The following is a 25211-nucleotide window of genomic DNA, read 5'->3' as shown; positions in this document are numbered from 1 at the left end:
GATCAATGTTGGAATTGAGCATGGTACAGGCGATAGTAATAGCCTTGTTCTGCCAGTAATTCTTCATGGGTTCCTTGCTCCACGATTTGACCGGCATCCATTACAAGGATCTTGTCTGCTGCTCGAATCGTTGATAACCGATGGGCGATCACAAAGCTGGTTTTGCCTTCCATCATTTTCAAAAAGGCATCTTGGATTTTTTTCTCAGTCAGAGTATCAACCGAACTGGTTGCTTCATCCAAAATCAGCATTGGTGGGTTACTGATCATCGTGCGGGCAATCGTCAATAGCTGTCGTTGTCCGTCAGAGATCTTGATGCCTTGATGACCGATCGGTGTATCTAGTGTTTCTGGTAAGCGCATCACATATTCATACATATAGGCATGCTTTAGGGCATCATAGATTTCTTCATCTGTGGCAGTGTCATTTCCGTATTGCAAGTTTTCTCGTAAAGAGGCATCAAAGAGCCATGTATCTTGCAAGACCATTCCGAAGCTTTGCCGTAATTCTTCTCGTTTCAACTGACGAATATCGGTGCCATCGATCTTGATCGCGCCTTTATCGACATCATAGAAACGCATCAACAAATTGACCAACGTCGATTTACCGGCACCGGTTTTTCCGACGATTGCGACGGTTTCTCCAGGTTTTGCAGTAAAAGTGAAATCTTCGATCAATTTTTGACCAGGATCATAAGCAAAAGACACCTCCTCAAAGGCAATCTCGCCTTTGATCTCTCCCAGTGATTGAGATTCTTGATCATCGGCTGTTTCTGGCTCTTGATCCAACAGCTCAAAGGTTCTTGAAAGTCCAGCCAATGCCGTTTGGATCTGGGTCGTAATTCCTGACAATTCAATGAATGGTTTCGAAAACTGACTGGAGTAGATCGTAAAGCTGGAAATCATCCCAACCGTGACAGCACCTGAACCAGAAAAGTAAAGCAGACCGCCGACAAAGCCGACTGACAGATACGCCAAATGATCGACGAATCGTGAAAGGGGATTGGTCAAAGAAGAAGAAAACTGTGCCTTTTGCCCCCGGACATTCAATTCTTGGTTGATCGTTTCAAAACGGTTTTGGTTGATGGTTTCTCGATCAAAGGCTTTGACGATTTTTTGATTGCCGATCATTTCCGTAACAAAGCCAGAAATTTCGCCGACGATTTCTTGTTGCCGAGCAAAATGCGATTGTGACGTTCGTGCCACGATCCAGTTGACCAAAAAGATGATCGGGGTCGAAACCAATACGACCAACGTTAAGGGCACACTCATTTGCAGCATGACGACTAAGGCGATCAAGACGACCGAAATACCAGAAAACAGCTGGTTGAAGACTGCAGCGACGGCAATGGAAATATTATCCATGTCATTGGTAAAACGACTGACGATGTTGCCGTGGGAGTTTTGGTCATAATAGCGCAAAGGCAATGTATTGAGATGCGCAAAACCTTTTTTGCGCAAATCGGCGACAGATAAATACGCCACGCGGTTACCCAGTCGCTGGATCAACCATTGACTGACCACAGTCACTAAAACCACTCCGGCAAACAGAAGCAAAATACGATAGAGAGTGCTAAATTGCACTTGATCAGCACCTATCAGCTGATCGACGGCTTGACCAATCTGATACGTCATATAAACCGAGGAGACGCCAGCAGCAATCCCGAGGACAACTGCTGCCCAAGTTTCCTTCGCATAGGCAGTCAAATAAGGGAGGTAGCGACGAAAGGCCGACCAATCGAATGATTTCTTTTTCATGCTTCTTCCTCCTCTGCCTGTGATGCGACGATTTCTTGGTATTCTTTTGAAGATGCCAACAGCTCTTCATGGGTCCCTTTGCCTACCAAATTCCCTTGGTCTAAGACTAAGATCTGCTGCGCATCTTGAATGGAGCGAACCCGTTGAGAGATAATGATGACCGTGCCACGAATGCTTTCTTTTAAAGCCATCCGCAAATCAAGATCGGTTTGATAGTCAAGGGCACTTAGAGAATCATCCAAAATCAAGATATCTGGTTTAGCGATCAATGCTCTGGCAATCGTTAACCGTTGTTTTTGTCCCCCAGAAAAGTTCTTGCCCCCTTCAAAAATCGGGGTATCCAGTTGCTGCGGCAAGGCTTCAACGAAGTCGCGGCTTTGAGCGATTTCGAGTGCTCGCCAACACTCTTCATCGGTGGCCTCTTTTTTGCCCCATTGCAAGTTTTCTCGAATCGTTCCCGTAAACAGCACGGCGGTTTGAGGCACCATGGCGATTTTTTGGCGTAATTGCTGTAAAGGCCATTTCCGCACATCGTGTCCGTCAACGATCACTTTGCCATCTGCCACATCGTAGAAGCGGGGGATCAATTGGGTCAAGGCAGATTTCCCACTCCCGGTTGGTCCAGTGATACCTAAAATAGACCCCGGCGCGACTTGGAAATCAATGTTTTTCAAGGCTAATCCGTATTCTTTTGAAAAGCGGAAATCAACGTGCTCAAAGCGAATCGCTCCGACGTTGTTTTTCGGCTGATCCATAAAGACTTCTGAAAGCTCGTCGCCGATCGACGGCTCAGTGGCTAACACTTCGTTAATCCGTGAACCAGATGCTGCCGCACGGGTAAAGATGATCACTAAGTTGGAAACCACGATCAACGCTAAGAGCATTTGATTCATGTAATTGACCAGTGCCAATACTTGTCCTTGCTGCAAATTGCCAATATTGACCTTGAATCCACCGATATAAAACAACGCGATAATGCCGACATTCATGATCAAGGTGGTGGCAGGCGTCAATAAGGCAGAGAGATTTGTGACCCGTAAATAGACCTCACTTAAATCATCAGTTGCCTTATCAAAGCGTTTCGTTTCCGTTTTTGTGCGGGCAAAGGCACGAATCACCCGAATCCCGCTTAAATTTTGACTAACTAGCTCATTCAACTCATCTAAATGGACTTGAACTTTCTTATACAATGGCACGGTTTTGGCGATGATCCAGAATAAGACGATACAAAAGAGCGGTAAAACGAGTAGGAAAATCAAGCCAGCTTGCCAATCAATGACAAAGGCCATAATCACAGAACCGATACTTAAGAAGGGCGCCCGGACAACCAGCCGAATCAGCATCGCCAAAGCAATCTGCATCTGATTGATGTCGTTGGTCATTCGAGTAATCAACGTATCAGTACCGAATAAGTTCAGTTCGCTATGGGAAAGGGTGTTGATTTTTTTCATCAAGCGATTGCGTAATTCTGTCCCGAATCCTTGAGAAGCGACGGAAGCATAATACTGACAGATGACGGCACAGATCATGCCTACCACGGACATCACGATCATCCAGATCGTCATTTCAACGACTTTCGACCAATTGTTTTGCCGTAGCCCCTCATCGACTAAAGCGGCCATCTGTAAAGGCAGGACCAATTCAAACACCGCTTCTAAAAATTTGAAAAACGGACCAAGAATAATCTGTTTGCGATAATCCTTGGCGTAGCGTAACAAGCTTATCATAAAAAACCTCCTAAATTATTGCGGATGAGCGGACTTGTTCATCCTCATGAGCTTATGAGTGAACTTCAGCAAGATGTTCACTGACTAAACAGGCAAAAACCAAACTATCGGTCCATTCCCCCTTGTTCCACCAGTCTTGGATAAAATGTGCTTCTTGGCGCAATCCAATCCGTTGGCAAAGCTTGGCTGAGGCCTGATTGCGGGCATCTAGCGTCGCTTGGACCCGATGGATCTTCTGACTGGCAAACAACCAGTCCAACAACTCTTTCAAGGCTTCTTGAGCAAACCCTTGTCCGCCAAATGACGGATGGAAGGCATAGCCGATTTCAACGGAAGACGGCTGACCAGTAGACCACACCGACAAATCGCCGATGACCGTTTGATCGTGTAGTACCGCCAAAGAAAGACCTGCTTGGTCCGTCAAAGTGTGCTGTTGACATTTTTTGGCAAAAGACGCCGCTGCCGTTTCTGTCTGCCAAGGCTCATGAAGTAAGAAACGGCAAACTTCCGCTTGCTGATAAATAGCAAAGGTATCGGCAAAATCACTTTCTTGAAACGGACGGATCGTTAACCGTTCACTTTCCATACATACCATAGACAGCCTCCATTTCTTTAGGGACATCTTACCATAGAACGAAATAGCCGAAAACATTATCAGAAAAATACAACAACTTTCTTGTAAAAGAGTGTAAATTTCATGAAAATTCTTTCTTTTACAATTAGAACTTGCCAGTTGCTACCCATTTACCGCGCCTGCCAGCGGGCAAGAAAGGTTTTTTGCCAATCGCCTAAAGGCAAGATCACTCGCTGCATTTGAAAACGGTAGGTTTCCCCTCTATAAATAAAACGAATAGGAACCAGCATGCCCACCACCGGATCTTTGTGCTCTTTTGTTAACTCAGCAAGCGGCACGATTTTGTGCTGCAGGACTTTTGTCGAGAAAAGATTCAATGCCAAAATCGTCAATTGCTGATCATCTAAGACGAGCAGGGTACGGCTGGTGATGGCATTGAAGGACTGCCATTTTGCATAGCCGATCACAGCTCCTTCCGTCAAATAGGGGGCTGCCAACGCTTGGAAGGTTTTTTTATTTAAAAGAAACATGGGTAGAAAACTCCTTATAAGTAAGAATCGTTTTAGGCAGAGTGTCAACCATCATCGAACAGCGTGAAGACGCTTAGTCAGTTGTAAATGGCTGCAGCATCCGCCGAACTTTTTCAGTATACGCCTGTTTGAGGGCTAACGGTTCGATTTCTTTGATGGTTGGCCCAAATTGCAAGAGAAAGTCAGCTAGAAAATCAAGCTCATTGTCGGCAATGTGTCCTTCTAAGCAAAGATCACTAGGACGTTCCACCACTGCCATATCAGGATATTTTTCTTGCCACAAGCGTTCCTTTGCCGATAGATCAAAGCGGATGTGATAGCCCAGTGTTTGTGTCAACACTTGTTGCTGCAGCTGTTTTTCAGCTAACTGCTGCAAGGTATAGCCTGTTTTTTCAGTCGGAGCAAGTCCCTGAATTGCATCACAGCGATAGCGGCGAAAGGCCTGCTTTTGACAATCAAAGGCCAAACAATACCAGTAACCAGCACGAAAATCCAGCTGATAGGGTTGTACGGTCTTTTTCGTTTTTTGATAACGCTGATAGGTAAATTGGATGACCTGTTCTTGTACGATCGCTGAAAAAAGCGCTGAGAGGATCGGTGCACTCGTCAATTGAGGCACCCCTTGAAATGAAACCGCCGTCTCCATTTTTTCTAACCAGTCGGTATCTCCTTGATAAAAAGACTGCAAAAGTTTTCGCCGCAGCCCTTGATAGCTCCGATCAAAAGGAGAATCGGATAATTTTTGTAAGAGCTGTAAAGCAAAGAAAAGGGTATAACGTTCATTTTTGTCAAAGTACAAGGGGGTCAGTTGATTTTTTAAGATCTGATAGCCGCCATAACGACCGGTTTCTACCACGAGAGGCAAGCCCAGCTCTTCCAACGATTGGACATCGCGGACGGCTGTGCGTTTTGAAATCGCAAAGGTTTTCATCAAATCAGCTAGATGAAAAGTGGTTTTTCCTTGTAAATACAATAGCTCCTGAGTTAAACGTTCTGATTTTTTCATTTCTTTCTCCAATGGTGCCAAGTTTTGGCAATATTCACAGTTACACTTATGGTAACAAGAAAAGGAGGAACCAACAAATGATCGAACCAAAAATCGCTTTATTTTTAACCTTAGACGGCAAAGCCCAAGAAGCCATCCACTTTTATCAGGAAACATTAGACGCGACCCTCTTATTCGCCATCACCAACCAAGAATATCAAGAAAAACTTGATCCAACACTGGAGATTCTTGCAGGTCAAGAACAGTATCTTTCTCATTCCATCCTACAAATCGGAGATTTCCAGTTGCAGCTGGCTGACAATCCATTGATCGAAGGGGAGCCCATTAAAGCAGGGAATCACTTATCCTTGAGTTTGACGATAGACGACACCAAAACAGCTCAAAAGCTTTATCAACGACTAGTGGAAAAGGGCAGTCAGGTGATCCAGGCACCTAGTGAAAATCCGTTTGCGTTTTTTTATGCAAGTGTTCGCGATCCATTTGGTGTAATTATTCAGCTTACTGTCGAAAAAGAAGTTGATCCATCAAAAAAGGGTGAATGAAAAAAATCGTTTTTTAATAAAATATCCATAGAAGTTGACTAATTATCCAGCTTTCTTTCATCATCAGAATTATTTTTAAGGAATGTTTAAAGGACTTCACAGAAAAAGAATAAAACTTCTTAAAAAAATAGGCGGATCGCAAAAATTCTGGTACAATCGGGGAGAGCAATTCAGGAGAAATGAAGGAGGCACTATGGATAGAAAGACGAGATATAAACAGCAAAGAGCCCACAAAGCGCGCAACAAACGCGTGATTATTGGAGGAATCTTTCTTTTCGCCATTGCAGGCATCGTTTTATTTGCCGGCTATACGTATTATGCAGCAAAAAATTCAGTGGATAAAATGTTTAAAGAATCCGCTGTAATCAGTTCCAATAAAAGTAAAGAAGACAACTCATTGAAAGCTTCTGATGTTAATTCAAAGTTTGGGATCTTGCTGATGGGTGTCGATAATGACGCGGAACGTGAAAAGACAGAACATTTGGACAGTGCCCGTACCGACAGTTTGATTTACATGGTATATGATGGCGAAAACAAGAAAATCGATATGGTTAGTCTCCCTAGAGATATTTGGACCAATATTTATGATGGAACAGGAACTGGGACAATTGCTACTACAGCCAAGATCAATAGTGCATTCACGATTGGTGAGGAAGACGCAACGATTGAAACAGTCCAAAACTACCTGCAATTGCCAATTGACTATTACGTAAACATCAATTTTACAAGTTTTGAAAAAATAATCGATGCGATTGGCGGAATCACTGTTGATGTGCCTTACGACATCAACAAGAAATATACTTCAGACAACACGGGAGAAACGTTGATTCCAGAAGGACGTCAATTGTTGAACGGTGAACAAGCCTTGATTTTTGCCCGTATCCGGAAAATGGATACTGATGTGGATCGAGGAAACCGTCAGCAAGAAGTTATTGAAGCAGCGATCCACCAAGCTTTGAAAATCAATAATGTCACCAAGTACCAAGAAATTTTAGATTCTGTCAGCGAAGATGTGAATACAAACTTTAAGTTTGAAGACTTAGTATCTTTAGCGGGCAATATGTTGTCTGGGTTCGATATTCAAAAACATACCTTTGAATGGTACGATGGGGAATCTTATGATGGACAATCGATCGTATATATTCAAGACTATTCTTACAATGAAATCCGTAATGATATGCTGAAAGCCTTAGGTCAAGCACCAGCAGATTCGCAAGCAGATGCCAATACAGAAACACAAACCGGTGTTGGAAACGAGACAGGTGCAGGAACTGGTGACGGATACGGCTCGGATGTCGTTGATGACGGAACCGGCTACTAATCAAGAGAAAAAAGTCAGGAACATTCCTGACTTTTTTTATACCCTCAGACCTTTAAAAATCGATTGAAAACAAGTTCAGTCTCTCAAGCCGCTTTCGTTTGCATCTCAGAAGTGCAGTGCTATTCTTAAGAAAAGAGACAACTTGTTGCAGCAAGTCATACACTGGGGGAGGAACCATGATGGAAAAACAGCAAGAACAAAAAGCCCGAAGAATCGTCTTGTTGACCCATGTATTAGGGTTGCTCATGAAAGCCATCGGGTACTTCCTTAGCGGCAGTGCAGTTTTAATGAACGAAAGTATTCACAGTATGATCGATTGCATCAATCAAGGACTTCTAGCCATCGGTGAAAACCGAGCACAGCGAGGACGCAGTGAACTGCATCAGTTTGGTGAAGGACGAGCGACCTATTTTTTTAGTACCGTAGTTGCCATGACAGTTTTTTTAGGCGGTGGGATTTTAGCGGTTGTTGAAGCCAGCCGTGATCTACTAGACCCAACCCACGAAGTGGAACAGCTCCAGCTGGTGGCAGCGATCTTATTTGTCAGTTTGTTTATTGAAGTGACGGCTGTACAAGAGGGATGGCAAGAAGTCAAAGAACAAAACAAGCAAAACCAGCCCCTCGTCCGTTTCTTAAAAGAAAGCCGCGATTCCGATCTGCTTTTAGGCTTCACGGAAAATTTGTTTGCCTTAGGTAGTGTGACGATCGCCATCGCAGGAATCTCATTGACTGCTTTGACAGGCAATCCGGTATTTGATTCCCTCGGGGGCATTTTAGGTGGATTGTTGTTGATAGCTGCTGCTGTCTTTTTAGCCAAAGAATTTTATAGCCTTTTGATTGGCGAAGGGGCATCCGCATCAGATTTAATGGCGATCAAACAAATTTTAGCCAACCCTGCCATCATTCAAATCAAAGATTTACGAACCCTCCATCTAAGCCCAGAGGAACTTTTGATCGTCGCCGACCTTAGCTTGAAACTAGCGCCGGATGAAGAACCAAGCACGTTTATTGATACCATTGAGCAGCAAATAAAACAGGCTTTGCCTGAACTGCGGGTCTATTGCTATATCGAGAGTGAGGAAGTTCCCTCATAAAGTAGAATAAATACGAAGCATTCTTCGGTTGGTGATTCACAATTCAACCCAGGAATGCTTGTTTTGGGTAGTGGTGAGCTCGTGTTGAATGAACACAAAGGATCAATGGCTTGTTTTAACTTTAGGCTTTTTTGACGATCAGGAATTAGATTGTAAGCGGAAAGATGCAGCGATTTATCTATTTTTTTAGCAGTAAACATTTTTTTTGTTCAAAAGTTTGTGTTTTTTTGTTAAAATAAAGTAAGGACAGTGAGCGTTCTCTTTTTAAAGTTATTTTTTTGCTAGAGTTGTAACATTGTAAATCACAACATAGCGAAAGCTCAGGTTATTAAGAAAACGCCGAAACGAATGCCTGTTTGCCATTACTGGCACGCTGTCAAATCGACACCAAAAGCTGAGGTGCTAATTTTGTCACGACTGTTTTTTTACTTTACTTGTGAAGCAAAATCCTTTGCGAACATCTTCATCCATGATAGGTTAGAAATAGGCCGAATGGTTTTTTCACAAAGTACGTACATAGAAAGATCACTTGCGATGACTAAAAGCAGCGACTTCATTGCTCGCAAAATGATCGATGCTCATCACACATACCTTTTCCCTCAGCCAGTCAATCTGCGCTTGCTTTTCTTATTGGTTATATTCCCTTCAATCAGCAATTGCCTGAACCGATTAAAAATCAAAAAATGACTGTGCAAGGTATCTGTACCGCTTTATCCCTTCAGAAACGTGGAAACCCTCGGCAAGAAGTTTACAATTAAAAGGAGGAATTTGATGGAAAAATTTTACCAGCAAAAGACTGAAGAGACCTTGAAACATTTTGAAAGTGACCGCAAGCAAGGCCTAAGCGGGAAAGAAGCCGACAAACGCTTAGAAAAATACGGAGAAAACACGATCCAGCAACAAGAATCCCTTTCTGTATGGGAATTGCTGTGGCATAACTTGAACAACTTGATTGTTTATCTCTTGCTAGCAGCTGCGTTACTCTCTTTTGCGATGGGGGAAACGGTTGAAGGAATTGCAGTATTGATTGCCGTGGTGATTGCTGTAATGACCGGTTTCATTACAGAATTACGAGCACAAAAATCAATTGATTCACTTCAAAGCATGATTTACACTACCGCAAAAGTGATTCGTGATGGAGAAGTAATGGAGATCGAGTCGGCAAAAATCGTTCCAGGCGATATTCTCGTTCTGGAAGAAGGGGATGCTATTGCGGCAGATGCTCGCTTACTTGAAACGAGCAACTTTGCCTGCATCGAATCAGCGCTGACCGGTGAGTCAGAAGCTGTTGAAAAAGATGCACGAGAAACTTATGAAGAAGATGTTCCATTAGGCGATCGCCGCAATGTCGTTTTCGCAGGAACTGCGGCAACTCGAGGAAATGCCTATGCAGTAGTGACAGAAACCGGCATGAAGACCGAGGTTGGAAAAATCAGTGACATGCTGACGGGTGACAAAAAACGTCAAACGCCGTTAGATATCGAATTGGACAAGCTAGGAAAAGCAATCATTATTGCAGCGCTCTTTGCTGCGGTGGCAGTTTTGGTCGCAGGTATTTTGACGAATCAGCCATTTGTCGAAATGATCCATATCTCGATTATTTTAGCGGTCGCAGCGATACCTGAAGCAATGCCAGCCGTTTCGACAATCACATTGTCTCGAGGCATGCGGACGATGGCCGAGCACAAAGCACTCGTCAAAACGTTATCAGCCGTAGAGACTCTTGGCGCCACCAGTATCATTGCCAGTGACAAAACGGGGACGCTGACAGAAAACCAAATGACGGTTGCCGAGATCATTTTAGGTTCTGGGGAAATGTTCAAAGTGACAGGAAATGGGTATGAACCCAACGGAAAATTCTATAAGGCAGACTCGGATGATAATTCCGAGATCGACGCAACCAATCATGATGCACTGCAAGGGATGGTTGCAAATGGCGCTTTATGTACCACCGCCACTTTACGTGAAAACGAAGGGCAATACGAGATCCTCGGTGATCCAACGGATGGGGCGTTTGTCGTTTTAGGTCAAAAGATCGGCATCGATCGGCAAAAAGAGCAGGACAGCGGGCTGAAGAAAATCGCAGAAATGCCCTTTGATTCCGACAACAAATACATGGTGACCGTGTATGAAGGAGAGCAACGGACATTGATCATCAAAGGGGCACCAGATGTCTTAATTGATTTAGCTGATGCTGATGCCACAGAAAAAGAACAACTTCATGAATACAATGACACGTTAGCCAGTCATGGGCAGCGGGTGATCGCTGTCGGTTGCATCAAGGATTATCAAGTTGGGACGGACGAAGCAGAACTGAAAGCAGCATTACAGGAAATCAAGATCCAAGGCTTTGCGGGCATCGTCGATCCGCCCCGAACAGATGTCAAAGAGGCAGTGAAGGTCGCCCAAGAAGCGGGGATCCGAGTGAAGATGATCACGGGGGACCATCCGAAGACCGCATCAATGATCGCCAAAGAAATTGGTTTAATAGATCATGAGAAAACCATGACAGGTCGAGAGATCGATGAATTGGCAGGTCAAGAAGGCTTTAACGAAAAAATCGAAGAAGTCGCTGTCTTTGCTCGAGTCTCTCCAAAAAATAAATTACAACTTGTGGAAGCCTTGCGTGAAGAAGGCGATATCGTTTCAATGACCGGCGATGGCGTTAACGATGCGCCGGCACTCAACGGCGCCGATATCGGGATCGCCATGGGGATTCGTGGGACAGAAGTAGCCAAAGAATCTTCCGATATGATTTTAACGGATGACCGTTTTGGAACAATCGTCGATGCCATCAAAGAAGGACGCATCATTTTTGACAACATCAAAAAATATGTTTCTTTCTTGTTCTCATGTAATATGGTTGAGATCGTGACGATCTTTTTAAGTGTCATCTTCTTGATGCCAATGCCGATCCAACCGTTGCATATCCTTTTCTTGAATCTAGTCATCGATATTGCGCCAGCAATGGCGTTAGCCTTTGAACCAGCAGAAGACGATATCATGAAACGTCAGCCACGGTCGAAAGCTGATGGCCTCGTCAACAAACGCTTCTTAGGACGCATCATTTTAAGTGGTGTTGTGATTGGTTTGGTGGCGTTTGGCTTCTTCAATTTCTTGATGTTGACGGATCACGAGTTGCTTTATGCACAAACAGCGACCTTTACCTTTATGGCAGTAGCACAATTGATGCATATTTTCAACGTTCGTAAGAGCAGCGGTTTTGGCTTAGACAAAACTCTCTTGAAAAACAAACCGTTGATGGGGGCATTGCTCCTTTCCGTAGGTTTGCAGCTTTCAGCAGTCTATGTACCGTTTATGAATGAGCTATTAGACACGATGCCAATTCAAGCCGGCACGTGGGGGATCATCTTCGCTGCTGCAGCGATCTCTACACTGATTGTGATGGGCTTGAAGAAACTCTTCCAATTAAAATAAAATAAATTATCCAGTATTTTCTCAATACCGGAGTAACGAAGACCCGCAGCCTAATGGCGCAACTTCGCCAAAGGATTCTTGATTCGATCCTTGATGAAGTTCGCCTAGCTGCGGGTCTTTTTTGCTTACTCTTTACAAGCAAAAGAAAATGATTTATACTTGACTAGTCAACAGTTGACAAGTCAATGATGAAAGGAGCGGTTTATGCAATGAATTTACGTGAGCTAAGCGGATTGCTCTATCGGATGAAAATCGTGAATCAAGAATTAACGGCAATCTTTGAAAAAGAGACTGGCTTTAGTCTGACCCGTTATCAGTTGCTGCAGTTTTTGAATGAGCAAGGACGCTGTACCCAAAATCAAGTACAGAATGAATTGAAGATCGATAGTGCAGCGGTCACTCGGCATTTGAAGATTCTCGAAGAAAAACAATTTGTGACACGGGAACGAAACAAAGACAATAACCGCGAGATTTTTGTTTCTTTGACACCGAAAGCACAAGCCGATTTGGCTAGTTGTGCTTCAAAGCATGCCAGCTCTGAGGAGTCGTTAGGCATCAATTTGACCGAAGAAGAAGAAGCACAGCTTCTAACATTACTTATGAAATTAGTTCCATGAAAGAAGGCAAACCCATGACAGAATACAGCAATAACAATTTTTCAGAGATCACCTTTGGCCGAAAATCGGTCCGTGTCTATGATGAAACCTACAAAATCCCCCATGAAGAAATGTTGACCATGATCCAAGAGTCAACGACAGCACCTTCCTCAGTCAATATGCAGCCTTGGCGCTTTGTCGTTGTGGAAAGCGATGAGCAAAAAGCAAAATTGAAACCGTTGATTCGTTTCAACGTCCGACAAAATGATACATCTTCTGCAATGGTCTTGATTTTTGGCGATATGCTTTGTCATGAACTAGGAGAAGAAATTTATAACAAAGCAGTAGCAGAAGGCAAAATGCCAGCGGAAGTACGTGACCAACAATTAGCAGCGATCATTCCTCATTACGAAAATCTTACAAAAGAACAAATGAATGATGTGGTGAAGATCGACGCTAGTTTAGCAGCGATGCAATTTATGTTAGTTGCGCGGGCACATGGCTATGAAACCAACCCAATCGGCGGCTTTGAAGCAGATCAATTAGCAGAAGCTTTTGGCTTAGACAAAGAACGTTATGTTCCTGTCATGATCCTTTCAGTCGGAAAAGCCAAAGAATTAGGCTATGAATCCGTTCGGTTAGACGCAGAACAAATTACGACATTTCTATAAGAGGAGGGAAAACGATGGAAATCATCAATGCAACGTTTTACATCAAAGAAGAAAAGCGGGCAGATTTTTTAGCCGCTGTTACCCCATTAATAGCATCGGCAAGAACTGAGGATGGCTGCCACGGCTATCATCTCTATGAATCATTGGAAGAGGACAATCGGTTTGTCATGGTCGAAAAATGGGCGAATCAAGAAGCGATCACCGCCCACAATCAAAACCCGCTGCTGCAACAATTATTCCAGCAAATGCCTGACTTCGCAGCCAAACCGAGCGAGATCATTGTCGCTCAACAAGGAGAATAAAGATGACGATTTTATCGACGATTTTAATTGTACTGGTTGCCTTAGAGTTTTTCTATATTCTCTATTTAGAAACATTTGCCACTACGTCCAAAGCAACGGCGCGGGTCTTCAACGTGACGAAAGCAGAACTTGAACGACCGATCGTTGTGACCTTGTTCAAAAACCAAGGGGTTTACAATGGACTCATTAGTTTGGGGTTACTGTATAGTATTACCTTTGCTTCAGCACCATTGGAAATCAGTCGCTTGTTGCTGATCTACATTATCTTAGTAGCTGCATATGGCAGTGTGACTAGCGACAAGAAAATTATTTTGACCCAAGGCGGTCTAGCGATCCTTGCCTTGCTGTCCACCTTTTTTTAACCAATAAAAGAAGAAGCCCCCTAATCTAAGAAAGCCTTTCTATACAATAGAAGCTTTCTTAAATCGGGGGCTTTTAATGTTTTGGCAAAGAGTACTCAGAACGTGAAAAAAATGATAGGATAAGAGAAGGGACTAACGATTTTCTGGACGTAAACTGGTTGCCGCAAATAAGGCTTTTACTAGAATGGGTGTTAAGATCGCAGCTGTGATCACCTCAGAGATTCCATTCGTTATAGCAATTCCACCGAGGGTCACGAATAAAGCCGAAGCATCGACACCATAGGTATTGGCAACTAAGCCAGTATATAAGGTTCCCATTAGGGTTAAGACCAAAACTGTATTGGTGATGGTCCCAAAGATTGCTGCAACAATCGAAGCAGCGACGACTTTTTTGGTCTTTTTGTAAATGATCGTAAACAAGAGACCAGCCACTAAGCCAACCAACACACGGGGAACCACCGAGATGATTGGGTTGGTGAAAACGGCAATGTCCAAGGGCGTTGTCGGAGAAGTAAACGCACGGATCATGGTAAAAACACCCCAGACTAAGCCGATGAACATCCCGTCTTTTGTCCCTAAAACGATGGCAGCGACGATCACCGTGATATGGATGATCGTTAAACTAGTGATACCGATCGGAATAAATCCAAGGAAAGGTACCATCGTCTGTAAAATAATAATAGCAGTCAAAATGGCACGAATGACAAGGCGATAGGTTTTGCTTTTTGTATTCATTGTAAAAACTCCTTTTTTTATAATGACACTCGTGTCATTTTTAAGTTAGGTTGATTATACAACAAAATGACACGAGTGTCATTAATAATGTGATGAAAGGAGCCAAAAAAATGGCGAAGAAGCAGCAGAGCGAATTGACTACAGCGGAAAAGAAAAAACAACAAAAGCGTGATTTGATTCTTGAAAGTGCCAAAGTCGTCTTTAGTAAGAAAGGTTTGATTGATGCGACAATGAAGGACATTATCGAAGAGTGCGGCATTAGTCGCGGTGGCATTTATTTGTACTTTCGTTCGGTGGATGAGATTTTTTTGGCAGTGTTAGAGCAGCGTTCCAAACGAAAATTTGATGATGTACGAGAGATGATCATGGAGCAAGTACCCTTTGAAACGATTTTAAACAAATATTTTTCCGACCATCGCAAGCGTCTACTCCACAGCATTTCTGACGGTATGCTGCGAGCCGTCTACGAGTATTACTATACGCATAAAACCGAAGCCTCCAGTTCACTGCAGCAAGCTCAACTCGCTGAGACGAAACGGACGATCCATGAGATTTTTCAAGTGGGCGTTCAGCAAGGTGTATTAAAAGATGAAAACTTGGCAGTGATTGCAGAAAACTATATGTTCGTGATTGAAGGATTAGGGATTTTGGCTCTGACCGGTCACATCACAGAACAGACCATTGATGACCAAATCGCCGTAATGAGACAACTACTCCCTTATCGTGAATAACACAGACAAAAAAACTCGCTCTTTTCTAGAAAACACTAGGAAGGAGCTTTTTTCGTCTGTTTATAACTTTGTGAATCAAGCATATTTTGCAGAAAATTAATGTAATAAAAGTGAAATCTACAACATTATTTATTTTTTCTTAAGAAAAAGGACTTTTTCTATGAAGTTTTCTTGAACAGTTGATACATAGGGATTCACTCGGCGTGTCGGTGGGATAGGAGTGGGGAACATGTAATAAAAAAACAGAGCTTATTTATGTAACTAAAATGTAAATCGCTTACGGATTGGGTTTGTTGCTGAACTATGGTAAAATGAAAATGGTCAAATAAATGAAAAAAAAGTTTTAAAATTGAATTTGGAGGATCAGATGAAGAAGAAAATCTTTGCAACAGTGTGTATGTGCGGCATTGTATTGTCATCATTCGGCGGACCTGTGACCGTTTTTGCTACGAATCACGATCAATTGATCGAACAAAAAAATAACGAAATTGATCAGTTGAGACAGCAACGTCAAAGCGTACAAGGGGAAATTGATGGATTGTCTGCAGAAATTGATTCGTTAAATCAAGAAGCAGCAATCATTTTAGCGCAGCAAAGTGATTTGTTGCAAGCGATCGAAGGATTGGATCAGGAAATCAGTCAGTTAGAAGAGCGCATTGCCAAACGCTCAGAAAACATTGAAAAGCAAGCCAGAGAAACACAAGTTAATGGAAAAGGCGACCATTTTCTAACAGCGGTACTAGAGGCGGACTCTGTCAGTGATCTAGTCGGTCGTTTGCATGCGATGACGACGATTATTCGAGCGAATAATGAAGTGATCGAACAGCAAAAAGCCGACCAACAAGCTGTTGAACAAAAGCGTGCGGAATCACAAGAAAAAGTGGCAGAATTGCAAGCAGCACAGAGCCATCTGGAAGCACAAAAAGGTGTTTTGGAAGCAAGCCAAGCAGAATTAAATGTCTTAGTTAGTAATTTAGCCTACGAAGAAGCAACGAAAGAAGAAGAAAAAGAACAGCTGCGTGCGGAAAAAGAAGCCTATGAAGCGGAGCAAGCAAGAATTCGTGAAGAAGCTGCCCGAGTAGCTGCTTTACAAGCCCAAGCGGAACAAGCGGCGCAACAGCAGGCAGAACAAGCTGCAGCGGAAGAAGCAGCCTTTAATGAAGCAGCTGTTCAAGTAGAGAGCACAGAACCTGACGCAGAAACAGAGAGCCCAGCGCCAGTGGAAGAGCCAGAAGCACCAGCAGAAACGCAACCAGAGGAAACGCAAGAATCTGAACCGGTTGAAACACCAGAGGTTCCAGAGGAAACACCAGTAGATACACCAGAAATTCATGAGCCAGAAACACCAGTGACACCTGCAGCACCTGAGACGCCAGCGGACAGTGCACCTGCAGTTCCTGCACCAACGCCAGTTACACCAACACCGGCGCCAACGCCTGCTCCGTCACCTGCACCGATCGTGACGCCGCCAGCACCTTCTGCACCGGCATCAACAAATGGTGCTGCAATCGTGGCAGAAGCCTATAAGCATATCGGAAAACCCTATGTGTGGGGTGCCAAAGGACCGGACAGCTTTGACTGTTCTGGGTTTACTCGCTATGTCTTTTTACAAGTAACAGGGAGAGATATTGGTGGATGGACGGTGCCACAAGAAACAGCCGGTACAGTGATTTCCGTTAGCCAAGCACAACCAGGAGATCTTTTATTCTGGGGTTCATCAGGTAGCACCTATCATGTAGCCATTGCTTTAGGTGGCGGACAATACATTCATGCACCACGCCCAGGACAAAATGTTTCTGTTGGCAGCACCGCTCATTTTACACCTAGCTTTGCAGTAAGAATGTAAGAAGTAGCTAGCTGTAGTTTTAAGGAGAGACAAATGGAAGAAAGAAAACAACTTCGTTATCGTGCGAAGAAACAAAAAAGAGGGCTTCTTTACCGTAAAAGTGCGGCGGCAACCGCTGCACTTGTTAGTACGGTGAATATTTTGCCGATGAATGTTTTAGCAGATACACTCGAGTCAGCAGAAGCCCAAAATGGTGTTCAAGTAGTTGAAACAGCAGAGTCAACCCAAGACACATCGACGCATGATTCAGTGAGCATTGTAGAAGATCAAGAAGTGAACGAGGGATCACCAGCAACTCAAGATAGTACCGATCCATCAGAAGCTGAAAGTGCGGATGGAGTAGACATCCAAGAGGTACCCGAAAATGCACCAGCAGATGATGCTTCTGAACAGAATGAAGCAGAAACCGATAGTGATATTCCTGTTCTGTCAGAAGAAGAGCGGATCGCCATTGAAACGAAGGTCATGCCCAACTATAACAATCCAATGGCACGTTCCAACAATCAGCAAGCATTTATTCAGCAAGTAGGACCAATGGCACAAGAAGTTGCCGGGGCAAATGACCTCTACGCTTCGGTCATGATTGCCCAAGCGATCTTAGAATCGGGTTGGGGGCAATCCACGCTGACCACTCTTGCAAATAATATGTTTGGTATCAAGGGATCTTACAATGGACAATTTGTAGAGATGCAAACCATGGAAGATGACGGGAATGGCAATCTCTATCCGATTATTGCTAGGTTTCGTAAATACCCCTCATTAAAAGAATCTTTTCAAGACAATGCGCATGTTTTGAGAACTACCTCATTTTCGCCGGGTGTTTTCTTCTACCATGGGGCATGGAAGTCTAATACAAATTCTTATCGTGACGCGACTCAATGGCTGCAAGGACGTTATGCCACCGATACTTCTTATGCAAGTAAGCTAAACAACTTGATTGAAACGCACAATTTGACCCAGTACGATACATCAAGTGGTGGCGGTTCAAATGATAACAACAATAACAATTCTGAGCAGGCGATCAATAAGCAATTCAGAACAAATGCAGCACTCAATATCCGTTCGGATGCTTCCACTAGCGCCTCGATCGTTGGTTCATTGGCTGCCAATGCAACATTTGAAGCAGTAGCGCAAAAAACTGGTACCAGTGTGAACGGCAATACGACGTGGTATCGAATTCAAGGACGTGGCTGGGTAAGTGCTGCTCACGTGACGGAGATCTCATCGAATACGGGCGGGAATGATAACAACAATAATAATGGTAACAACAACAATAACAACAATGCCGAACAAAGCATCAACAAAGAGTTCCGCACAACTGCTGCCTTGAACATCCGTTCAGATGCATCGACTAGCGCTTCTGTTGTTGGCTCCTTGGCAAGTAATGCGACATTTCGAGCAGTCGCTCAAAAGACGGGATCGAGTGTCAACGGAAACAATGTGTGGTATCGAATTCAAGGACGCGGCTGGGTGAGTGCTACGTACGTGACAGAAGTGAACGCTGGAAGTAATAGCTCTGAGCAAAGCATCAACAAAGAGTTTCGTACAACCGCAACATTGAATATTCGCTCTGATGCGTCTACCAGTGCCAGAATAGTTGGTTCTTTGTTAAACAACTCCTCTTTTCGCGCGGTTGCGCAAAAGACCGGAACCAGTGTGAATGGCAACAACGTCTGGTATCGAATTGAAGGGCGTGGCTGGGTAAGTGCAGCGTATGTTCAAGAAACGAACACTTCCTCATCAAACAGCACCACCTATACCGTACGTTCGGGAGACACTCTATGGGGCATTTCGCAACGCTACAGTGTGACTGTGAATCAGTTGATGCAGTGGAATAATCTTTCTGGCTCATTGATTCTTGTAGGACAGCGTCTTGTAGTCCGTAGATAAAATGAAAAAACATCTGGAACCATTTTTGCGGCTATTTGCCAAAATGGGTCCAGATGTTTTGTTTATTCTTCTTTGAAGCTGTTCATGATCGCTGTTAGCTCGTCTTTTGAAGAGTCGTATAAGCTTTCTAACGTCCAACCATACAACTGAACATAATTATTGTCGGTTTCAAGTACATAATAAATATAGTGGATATTTAGCCCTTCAACTGTCGCTGGGAAATCAACGAAATAGGCCTTCGTGTCAGGAATTGGTAAAAAGGTGGCGGTCGTATCGAAGCTTGTTGCCAAATTTTCTTGAACCAATCCGAGATAAGTTTCTAAATCGGCAAAATCTTGTTTCGATTCAACGACTGCAGCTAAGTATTTCGTTTCTAACGCATCTGACAACATGAAATCATTGTCAGGATTCAATGAAGTGAAATCGGGTACCTCTTGCCAATTACTAGGCAAATCGATGGTATAGTTTGTTCCACTCACGCCTGTGATGGTTTGTTCCGAACTCGGTAAAGCCGCTTCGCTGGAAGAGCCCGTCGATTCTTGCGCGACTTCTGTTGACGAAGTCATAGATAAGCTTGTAGCGCTTGCATTTTCCGTGCTTTCTGAAGCTGGTTTCTCCTCTTTTGGCGTACAGCCAGCAAAAAGAAGTGTGAACCCCAATAAACTAAAAACAACACTTTTTCTCATTATTCTCACGTTCCCCTTTGTTTTCTATTTTCAAATAACCAACATTATTTAGTTAATCGTATAATAGGAAAGGAAATAACGCAATAAAATATTCTCAGTTACTGCATGAAAAGAAAAAAATAAAGGATTGTTAAATAATAAATTTAAAAAAATGAAGCCGAAATAACTGACTGTTACCGCTTATTTTCACTTTTTTCTTAGATTGATGCAAAAGTTGATTATAAATACGGGGCGACTTTTGCTATGCTTTAGAAAAGAAAGGAAGCATTAAAAGAATAGTGAAGTTAAAAATTGTGTGTTTTTTATTTATCTATTTGTTTTGAATAATTGTCAGAATTTTGTTGCGAAATACTATGGCTTCTTTCGATACAAAAAGTAGGGCGACATCAGCGACAGCCGGATAGAGAAAGATAGCTCAAAGCGGCGAGGAATAGAAGAAACATAAGATCTACGTTTAAAAATAATGGAACTAGGGGGAAGGAAATTGTTTTATCAATCAGTAAATGAGTATCTAGTAAAAATGAGAGAAGGATTATCTGCTGAAACCATTAAAGGTGAAATGCCATCAGTCTATGCGTACTGGTTAGCACAGGAAGCAGAATTGAAAAAAATATTGAAAAACAAAGACATGGCTTTTTGGATGGATATCCAAAGAGTTCTCTTGATCGATGCAAAATTAGTATTACTTCGCAGTTACATCAATGACTACGATTTTCACGGATTTTCCGAAGATGAGATCATTGCAAATGTGGAACAAGATCATTTTACCTTCAACAAAGAACTATGTGGCTATAGTTTGAAAGAACAAGTGCACCCATCAATTATTTTTGGTGATCAATAAGCAACGAAAAAAGAACGTTCAAACAGGGAATAAGCTACTGCACTGATTCAAAATAAGACTGATTGATTTGTGGTATGATTGTGATGACAAGTACGATTGCACAGATCATTGTGACAGTTTGAAAAGGAGCGGATAGGTATGGTTCAATTTGAACGGATCATTTTATTATTTTTCTTGTACTCATTTATCGGTTGGCTTTGGGAAACCATTTATTGCTCACTAAAAGCCAAGCACTTTGTTTATCGGGGCTTCCTTGTTGGTCCCATCACACCCATCTACGGCTTTGGGATTCTTGGCGTTGTCTATTTATTGCGGCCATTGCATGAGCAAGTGATTCCACTGTTCTTTGCGGCAGCGTTGTTGGTTACCGTGCTTGAATATGTGACAAGTTATTTACTTGAGCGTTTTTTTCATGCCTCATGGTGGGATTATAAAGAAGTCCCATTAAATATCAATGGACGGGTGGCATTGCCGATTTCTCTTTTTTGGGGCGTGTGCTGTGTGCTCATTGTTCGATTTGTTCATCCGCAAATGCTGGAGATTGTTCAAACATTGAGTGCTCGCGTAGGATTCGTATTGCCAGTTTTCTTATTAATGGTTCTCTCTTTTGATATGGGCTATACCCTAGCTAACTTGGTTGCCTTTCAGAAAGCGGTGCAACAGGTCAATCAAGCCTTTGAACAGCACAAAAAAGAATTGGCTGAAAATATTGAGCAATATAAAAACGATTGGCAAGGGCGCTTCGCAGCGTTTCCAGAAGAATGGCGCGTATTAAAACAGAATCTACCGAGATTGAATTTCCATCAAAGAAGACTCTTAAAAAACTTTCAAAAGTTAGAAATCAATCAGATAAAAAGCAGTCAGGAATTGTCTCGATTTATTGAAGCGATCCGTAAGAAAAAATAGGTTTGTTACGGTAAGATTACAAAAAATAAACCCTTATCAATGCTGATTCTTCCCACTTCTGACTGATTTTAGTTGAAACAGACGATTAAAACACCCACTATTACGATAATTTGTAACAAATTGTAAAGGTCCTGCAATAAAATTCTTCTTAAGAATTTGTATAATAGGATATGTTGGAAAACATAGTGAGAAGTGAGGGAATTTTTTGAAGGCAAAGAAACTACGAACAATCGTTGTCGCTGTCTTTGCGGCAGGAATCGTTTCTCCAATCTTTGCGCAGGCTGAGTCACTTGAATCATTGCAAGAGCAAGAAAGTGCCGTCATGCAGCAAAGTCAGGAAATCAGTACGGAAGTACAGATTGCATTGACTGATGTGAATGCGAAATACAGTGAGGTAGAAGAGCTAAAAGCTCAAATCGCTGAAAATGAAGAATCATTAGCAACAACCAAAGCAGAAATCAAAACTGCACAAGAAACAATTGAAAAGCGTGAAGCAGTCGTTGCGGAACGTATGAAAGACATCCAAGTCAATGGCGGGGCTACCAGAGACTGGACGGTACTGTTAGAATCATCAAACATCCAAGATTTTATCAATCGTGCCTATGCGATGACGATGTTACAAAACTTGGAAAAAGAAAAGATCGATTCATTAACAGCTGAAAAAGAAAAGCTAGAAGCTTTAGAAGAAAAAGCACAGTCAACACAGCAATCATTGAAAGAAAATCAAACCGCATTAGAATCAGAAGCCAAAACACTGGATTCAAAAATTGCGAATCTACAAGCCCAATTGAAAGAAAACGAATCAACCTTGGCACAAATCGCTTCAAGCAAAGAAGCTGAAACAGCTCGCTTAGCTGCTGAAAAAGCAGCAGAAGAACGAGCAGCCAAAGAAGCGGCAGAACAAGCAGCGAAAGAAAAAGCAGAAAAAGAAGCAGCCCAAGCTGCCGAACGTTCAAGCGCTTCTGAATCACAAGCGGCTGCTTCATCGAGCAGCAATACGACTGAAAGCAGCACCTCATCATCGAGCAGCTCTTCAAGCAGTAACAATAGCTCAAATAGCAGCTCAAGCAATACAAACACTAACAATAACAATAGCAACAACAGCAATACAAGTAGTGGTCGGACATTGATGATGGAATCAACTGCCTACTCTTATAAAGAAGCTGGCTCCAGTTTCTTTACAGCAAGCGGTACAGACTTACGTAAAAATCCAATGGCAGTTGCCGTGGATCCAAGCGTGATTCCGTTAGGCACCTTAGTCAATGTTGAAGGCTATGGCGTAGCACTAGCGCTTGATACTGGTGGCGCGATCAAAGGAAATATCATTGATGTTCACTTTGATAACGTAGCACAATGTATCCAATGGGGACGTCGTCAAGTAAAAGTAACGATTCTCGATTAATCAATCAACTAGCAAGAAGCAGCTCACTGAATGAAGTGGCTGCTTCTTTTTTTGCTTTTAATAGAATAAGGCATAAGTAGAGAGCGTATCGCTGTGTCAGTGCCGACCCGAACGATACGCTCTGTTTTGATTTAAATTGCTCACAAGTCCTTACAATCGTTCTCTCAGTTATTTATTTTGTGGTGATCTAATCATACTAGAGAACGATATGTTTTTAAATACCTAAAATGAAAATGGGGCTGAAGAATCAGTTATGATTCCTCAGTCCCATAAATTAAAGAGCCAAGATTTTCATTTATCAAGGATTGAAGTTGGCATTCAGTTTTTCTTCTAAAGCTTCCCAGTCGTGCTCATCGGGAAAAGTTTTGAATAGCAAATAATCAATGTCTTGGGCATATTCGGTAATGTATTCCGTATAGTTGGTGACGATCAAGTCAATTTGATTTTTTTCCAAATAGCCTGCCGACAATTCATTGGAGTCTGGAAAATAAAATGTCCGAGAGCTGCGCAAATAACGAACAGATTTGCATTTTAATAATTGGCATAAATAAAAGGGACCTTCAAACAAAAAAGCGATATTCTTCTTTGCTTGCCAGTACAAAGATTTAATAGAGGTAACGTACATCGTAAGACTCGTTCCTAAGTGTTCCAGTGTGATACTGTCCCAAATTTCTCTGGCTAATGGTTGCGTCAACAGATAGTTTTTAAATAGATGGTAATCATCCATATACGCCTCTTCGACAAAATGAACGGTATCCGAAATCATATGGTTTAATAAGGGGGATAATAATTGCTTGATTTTTGCTACCGTAAAAAAGGATTCTACTAAGAGCCGATCACGAGCGCTATCTTGAGTATCTGGAAAACAATCCTTGACAAAGGCTGCAGCAAGCTGCTTAATTTCAGGCCAATGATTATACTCTTTACAAAAGGAATGTTCGATCGCCAAGTTGCTGATCGAGCGGCGGGTTTTCACCAATAAGAACAAATAAAGGACTTCCTCATAGGGAAGTTCTTTTTGGTATTGTTCACTCATTGCCTCGTTGATTTCAGAAAATAGCCGAAAATCATTATATTGCTCAAATATTTTTTTTATTTGCTTAGGCAACTCGATACCTTGACCCGCACAATGGCGCTCAAAGGTGATATACAGGTAATAATTGAATTCACCAAATGAACAAGCATGCTGGTCAAGTTGATAACATCTAGAAAAAGCGCTAGCAGTGATATTTTGGATGGCGATCGGCGGAAAAATCGTATGGGCAGTAATTTCCGATTCGTAATAGAAATCATGGAAAAACTTGCGAATATTGATCTCCTCACCAATAAAGCAAATAGGATTGGTTTGGATCTCCAAACGATAGAAAGAAAAAATCGGTTGCACTTTCCGCAAATAGCGAAGAACAGTGCTTTCTGATATATGGTACTTCTCTGCCCATTCAGATGAGCTATAAAGATCATTGTGGAAAATACTTTCGATGATATGGAAGAGAATCTCATTGGCAATCAGCGCACGTTTTTTCGTTAAATAAACAGCTGAATGTTTGATCGAAAAAATATACCCCTTGTGAGAAGAGTCGATCGATAAACAATCGCCAAAGTACTCTTTTAGATCCGTCACATCCGTAACGATCGTTCGCGTGGTACTTCCTGAAATTTTTGCCAAACCTTGAGTCGAACATTGGTAATTTTTCTCGAATGCCCTCAAAATTTTCAGCCATCGAATCGTTGCAGTGTTAGTAATAAAATTTATTTGAAAATTTCTCAAGACGTGGCTCCTTTCATGAACAAAATCGCAAATCTTACTTATTCATCTTAAAGAAGATAGGGAAGAAAAAACAAATCACGTATTTCATCGATTGGTGAAATCTATACCTGAGTCTATGCGAGATTTTTTGCATTTTCTATAAATCAACTGACGATCGGCATATATATAGGTAGAAACACGTTTTTTCCAGCATGTCGAAGAAGATTGATGGAAATTGAATAGCCAGAGAGGGGGCGAGACGATAAGTTTTTAGTGGTGGAATAAAAATTAAATGATTATTGTTTTTCGGGGGGCGATTGAATATTAAGGGGAACAGAATTGAAGAAAAAAGTCACATTGCGAAAGGCAACTTATAATTTTAACAGGAACGATTGACGTAAATAAATAGCAGCCGCAAAGGAAACCCTAAGTGCGCCAAGAAAAGAATTCAGCTTTGCCAAATTAATTTATAATAACAAGAAAAGTGTATAAAAATACTTTCTGAAT

The 25211-nt window shown here is 42.3% G+C and carries 22 protein-coding genes; 14 read left to right on the top strand and 8 right to left on the bottom strand.

What is annotated here, in order from left to right; translation table 11 throughout:
• Positions 1 to 2: 2 nt before the first annotated feature.
• The 5 genes from A5877_RS03195 to A5877_RS03175 all read right to left on the bottom strand — a co-directional run bounded on the left by A5877_RS03195 (position 3) and on the right by A5877_RS03175 (position 5594).
• Positions 3 to 1757, bottom strand: coding sequence for an ABC transporter ATP-binding protein (locus A5877_RS03195; protein ID WP_061054371.1), 1755 nt, complete (start codon positions 1755 to 1757; stop codon positions 3 to 5).
• Positions 1754 to 3484, bottom strand: coding sequence for an ABC transporter ATP-binding protein (locus tag A5877_RS03190; protein WP_061054370.1), 1731 nt, complete (start codon positions 3482 to 3484; stop codon positions 1754 to 1756). The genes A5877_RS03195 and A5877_RS03190 overlap by 4 nt, the downstream gene beginning before the upstream one ends.
• Before the next feature lie 52 nt (positions 3485 to 3536).
• Entirely contained in the window at positions 3537 to 4079 is a 543-nt protein-coding gene (locus A5877_RS03185) for a GNAT family N-acetyltransferase (protein ID WP_034878476.1), read from the bottom strand.
• Between the two features lie 149 nt (positions 4080 to 4228).
• Positions 4229 to 4588: a hypothetical protein gene (locus A5877_RS03180; protein WP_086316364.1), complete on the bottom strand. Its 360-nt coding sequence runs from the start codon at positions 4586 to 4588 to the stop codon at positions 4229 to 4231.
• Between the two features lie 73 nt (positions 4589 to 4661).
• The gene (locus tag A5877_RS03175) at positions 4662 to 5594 is read right to left on the bottom strand and encodes a YafY family protein (protein ID WP_086316363.1); all 933 of its coding nucleotides are present in this window, start codon (positions 5592 to 5594) and stop codon (positions 4662 to 4664) included.
• Positions 5595 to 5671: 77 nt separating this feature from the next.
• Between A5877_RS03175 and A5877_RS03170 the strand changes: the two genes are divergently transcribed.
• The 8 genes from A5877_RS03170 (at position 5672) to A5877_RS03135 (ending at position 13920) form a co-directional block, all read left to right on the top strand.
• Complete coding sequence (locus A5877_RS03170; RefSeq protein ID WP_086316362.1) at positions 5672 to 6136, top strand: VOC family protein; 465 nt, start codon at positions 5672 to 5674, stop codon at positions 6134 to 6136.
• A gap of 193 nt (positions 6137 to 6329) precedes the next feature.
• Complete coding sequence (locus tag A5877_RS03165) at positions 6330 to 7457, top strand: LCP family protein (protein ID WP_008378814.1); 1128 nt, start codon at positions 6330 to 6332, stop codon at positions 7455 to 7457.
• A gap of 176 nt (positions 7458 to 7633) precedes the next feature.
• Complete coding sequence (locus A5877_RS03160; RefSeq protein ID WP_086316361.1) at positions 7634 to 8551, top strand: cation diffusion facilitator family transporter; 918 nt, start codon at positions 7634 to 7636, stop codon at positions 8549 to 8551.
• Between the two features lie 771 nt (positions 8552 to 9322).
• Positions 9323 to 11989 (top strand): HAD-IC family P-type ATPase, encoded by a 2667-nt coding sequence (locus tag A5877_RS03155; protein ID WP_086316360.1) that lies wholly within the window; start codon positions 9323 to 9325, stop codon positions 11987 to 11989.
• Between the two features lie 209 nt (positions 11990 to 12198).
• Positions 12199 to 12606 (top strand): MarR family winged helix-turn-helix transcriptional regulator, encoded by a 408-nt coding sequence (locus tag A5877_RS03150; protein ID WP_008378808.1) that lies wholly within the window; start codon positions 12199 to 12201, stop codon positions 12604 to 12606.
• Between the two features lie 14 nt (positions 12607 to 12620).
• The gene (locus A5877_RS03145) at positions 12621 to 13256 is read left to right on the top strand and encodes a nitroreductase family protein (RefSeq protein ID WP_008378805.1); all 636 of its coding nucleotides are present in this window, start codon (positions 12621 to 12623) and stop codon (positions 13254 to 13256) included.
• Positions 13257 to 13270: 14 nt separating this feature from the next.
• Positions 13271 to 13558 carry a putative quinol monooxygenase gene (locus A5877_RS03140; RefSeq protein ID WP_086316359.1) on the top strand — a complete coding sequence of 96 codons (288 nt, stop codon included), beginning with the start codon at positions 13271 to 13273 and terminating at the stop codon, positions 13556 to 13558.
• Positions 13559 to 13560: 2 nt separating this feature from the next.
• Positions 13561 to 13920 (top strand): DUF1304 domain-containing protein, encoded by a 360-nt coding sequence (locus A5877_RS03135; RefSeq protein WP_086316358.1) that lies wholly within the window; start codon positions 13561 to 13563, stop codon positions 13918 to 13920.
• Between the two features lie 132 nt (positions 13921 to 14052).
• Here A5877_RS03135 and A5877_RS03130 read toward each other — a convergent pair whose 3' ends face one another.
• Positions 14053 to 14655, bottom strand: coding sequence for an ECF transporter S component (locus A5877_RS03130; protein ID WP_016613515.1), 603 nt, complete (start codon positions 14653 to 14655; stop codon positions 14053 to 14055).
• A gap of 110 nt (positions 14656 to 14765) precedes the next feature.
• On the opposite strand from A5877_RS03130, the gene A5877_RS03125 reads away from it, so the two are divergent.
• From A5877_RS03125 to A5877_RS03115, 3 genes are all read left to right on the top strand, one after another.
• Complete coding sequence (locus tag A5877_RS03125; RefSeq protein ID WP_005225615.1) at positions 14766 to 15386, top strand: TetR/AcrR family transcriptional regulator; 621 nt, start codon at positions 14766 to 14768, stop codon at positions 15384 to 15386.
• A 367-nt stretch (positions 15387 to 15753) separates the two neighbouring features.
• The gene (locus tag A5877_RS03120) at positions 15754 to 17232 is read left to right on the top strand and encodes an NlpC/P60 family protein (RefSeq protein ID WP_086316357.1); all 1479 of its coding nucleotides are present in this window, start codon (positions 15754 to 15756) and stop codon (positions 17230 to 17232) included.
• A gap of 33 nt (positions 17233 to 17265) precedes the next feature.
• Positions 17266 to 19122, top strand: a complete 1857-nt coding sequence (locus tag A5877_RS03115) for a glucosaminidase domain-containing protein (protein ID WP_086316356.1) — start codon at positions 17266 to 17268, stop codon at positions 19120 to 19122.
• Positions 19123 to 19184: 62 nt separating this feature from the next.
• On the opposite strand, the gene A5877_RS03110 is transcribed toward A5877_RS03115, so the two are convergent.
• Entirely contained in the window at positions 19185 to 19808 is a 624-nt protein-coding gene (locus A5877_RS03110; protein ID WP_005234960.1) for a hypothetical protein, read from the bottom strand.
• Positions 19809 to 20271: 463 nt separating this feature from the next.
• Here A5877_RS03110 and A5877_RS03100 point away from each other — a divergent pair, with 463 nt between their 5' ends.
• The 3 genes from A5877_RS03100 to A5877_RS03090 all read left to right on the top strand — a co-directional run bounded on the left by A5877_RS03100 (position 20272) and on the right by A5877_RS03090 (position 22957).
• Complete coding sequence (locus tag A5877_RS03100) at positions 20272 to 20649, top strand: hypothetical protein (protein WP_005234961.1); 378 nt, start codon at positions 20272 to 20274, stop codon at positions 20647 to 20649.
• Positions 20650 to 20787: 138 nt separating this feature from the next.
• A complete protein-coding gene (locus A5877_RS03095) occupies positions 20788 to 21555 on the top strand; it encodes a putative ABC transporter permease (protein ID WP_086316355.1) in 768 nt (255 codons plus the stop codon).
• 205 nt (positions 21556 to 21760) lie between these two features.
• Positions 21761 to 22957 carry a 3D domain-containing protein gene (locus tag A5877_RS03090; protein ID WP_016621504.1) on the top strand — a complete coding sequence of 399 codons (1197 nt, stop codon included), beginning with the start codon at positions 21761 to 21763 and terminating at the stop codon, positions 22955 to 22957.
• Between the two features lie 298 nt (positions 22958 to 23255).
• On the opposite strand, the gene A5877_RS03085 is transcribed toward A5877_RS03090, so the two are convergent.
• Positions 23256 to 24725 carry a helix-turn-helix domain-containing protein gene (locus A5877_RS03085; protein ID WP_008378791.1) on the bottom strand — a complete coding sequence of 490 codons (1470 nt, stop codon included), beginning with the start codon at positions 24723 to 24725 and terminating at the stop codon, positions 23256 to 23258.
• Positions 24726 to 25211 lie beyond the last annotated feature (486 nt).

Source organism: Enterococcus sp. 3C7_DIV0644, from assembly GCF_002141235.1.
GTDB lineage: Bacteria > Bacillota > Bacilli > Lactobacillales > Enterococcaceae > Enterococcus_D > Enterococcus_D entomosocium.
Note: the sequence above shows the minus strand (reverse complement) of the source record. Positions and strands in the feature narration are given on the sequence as shown.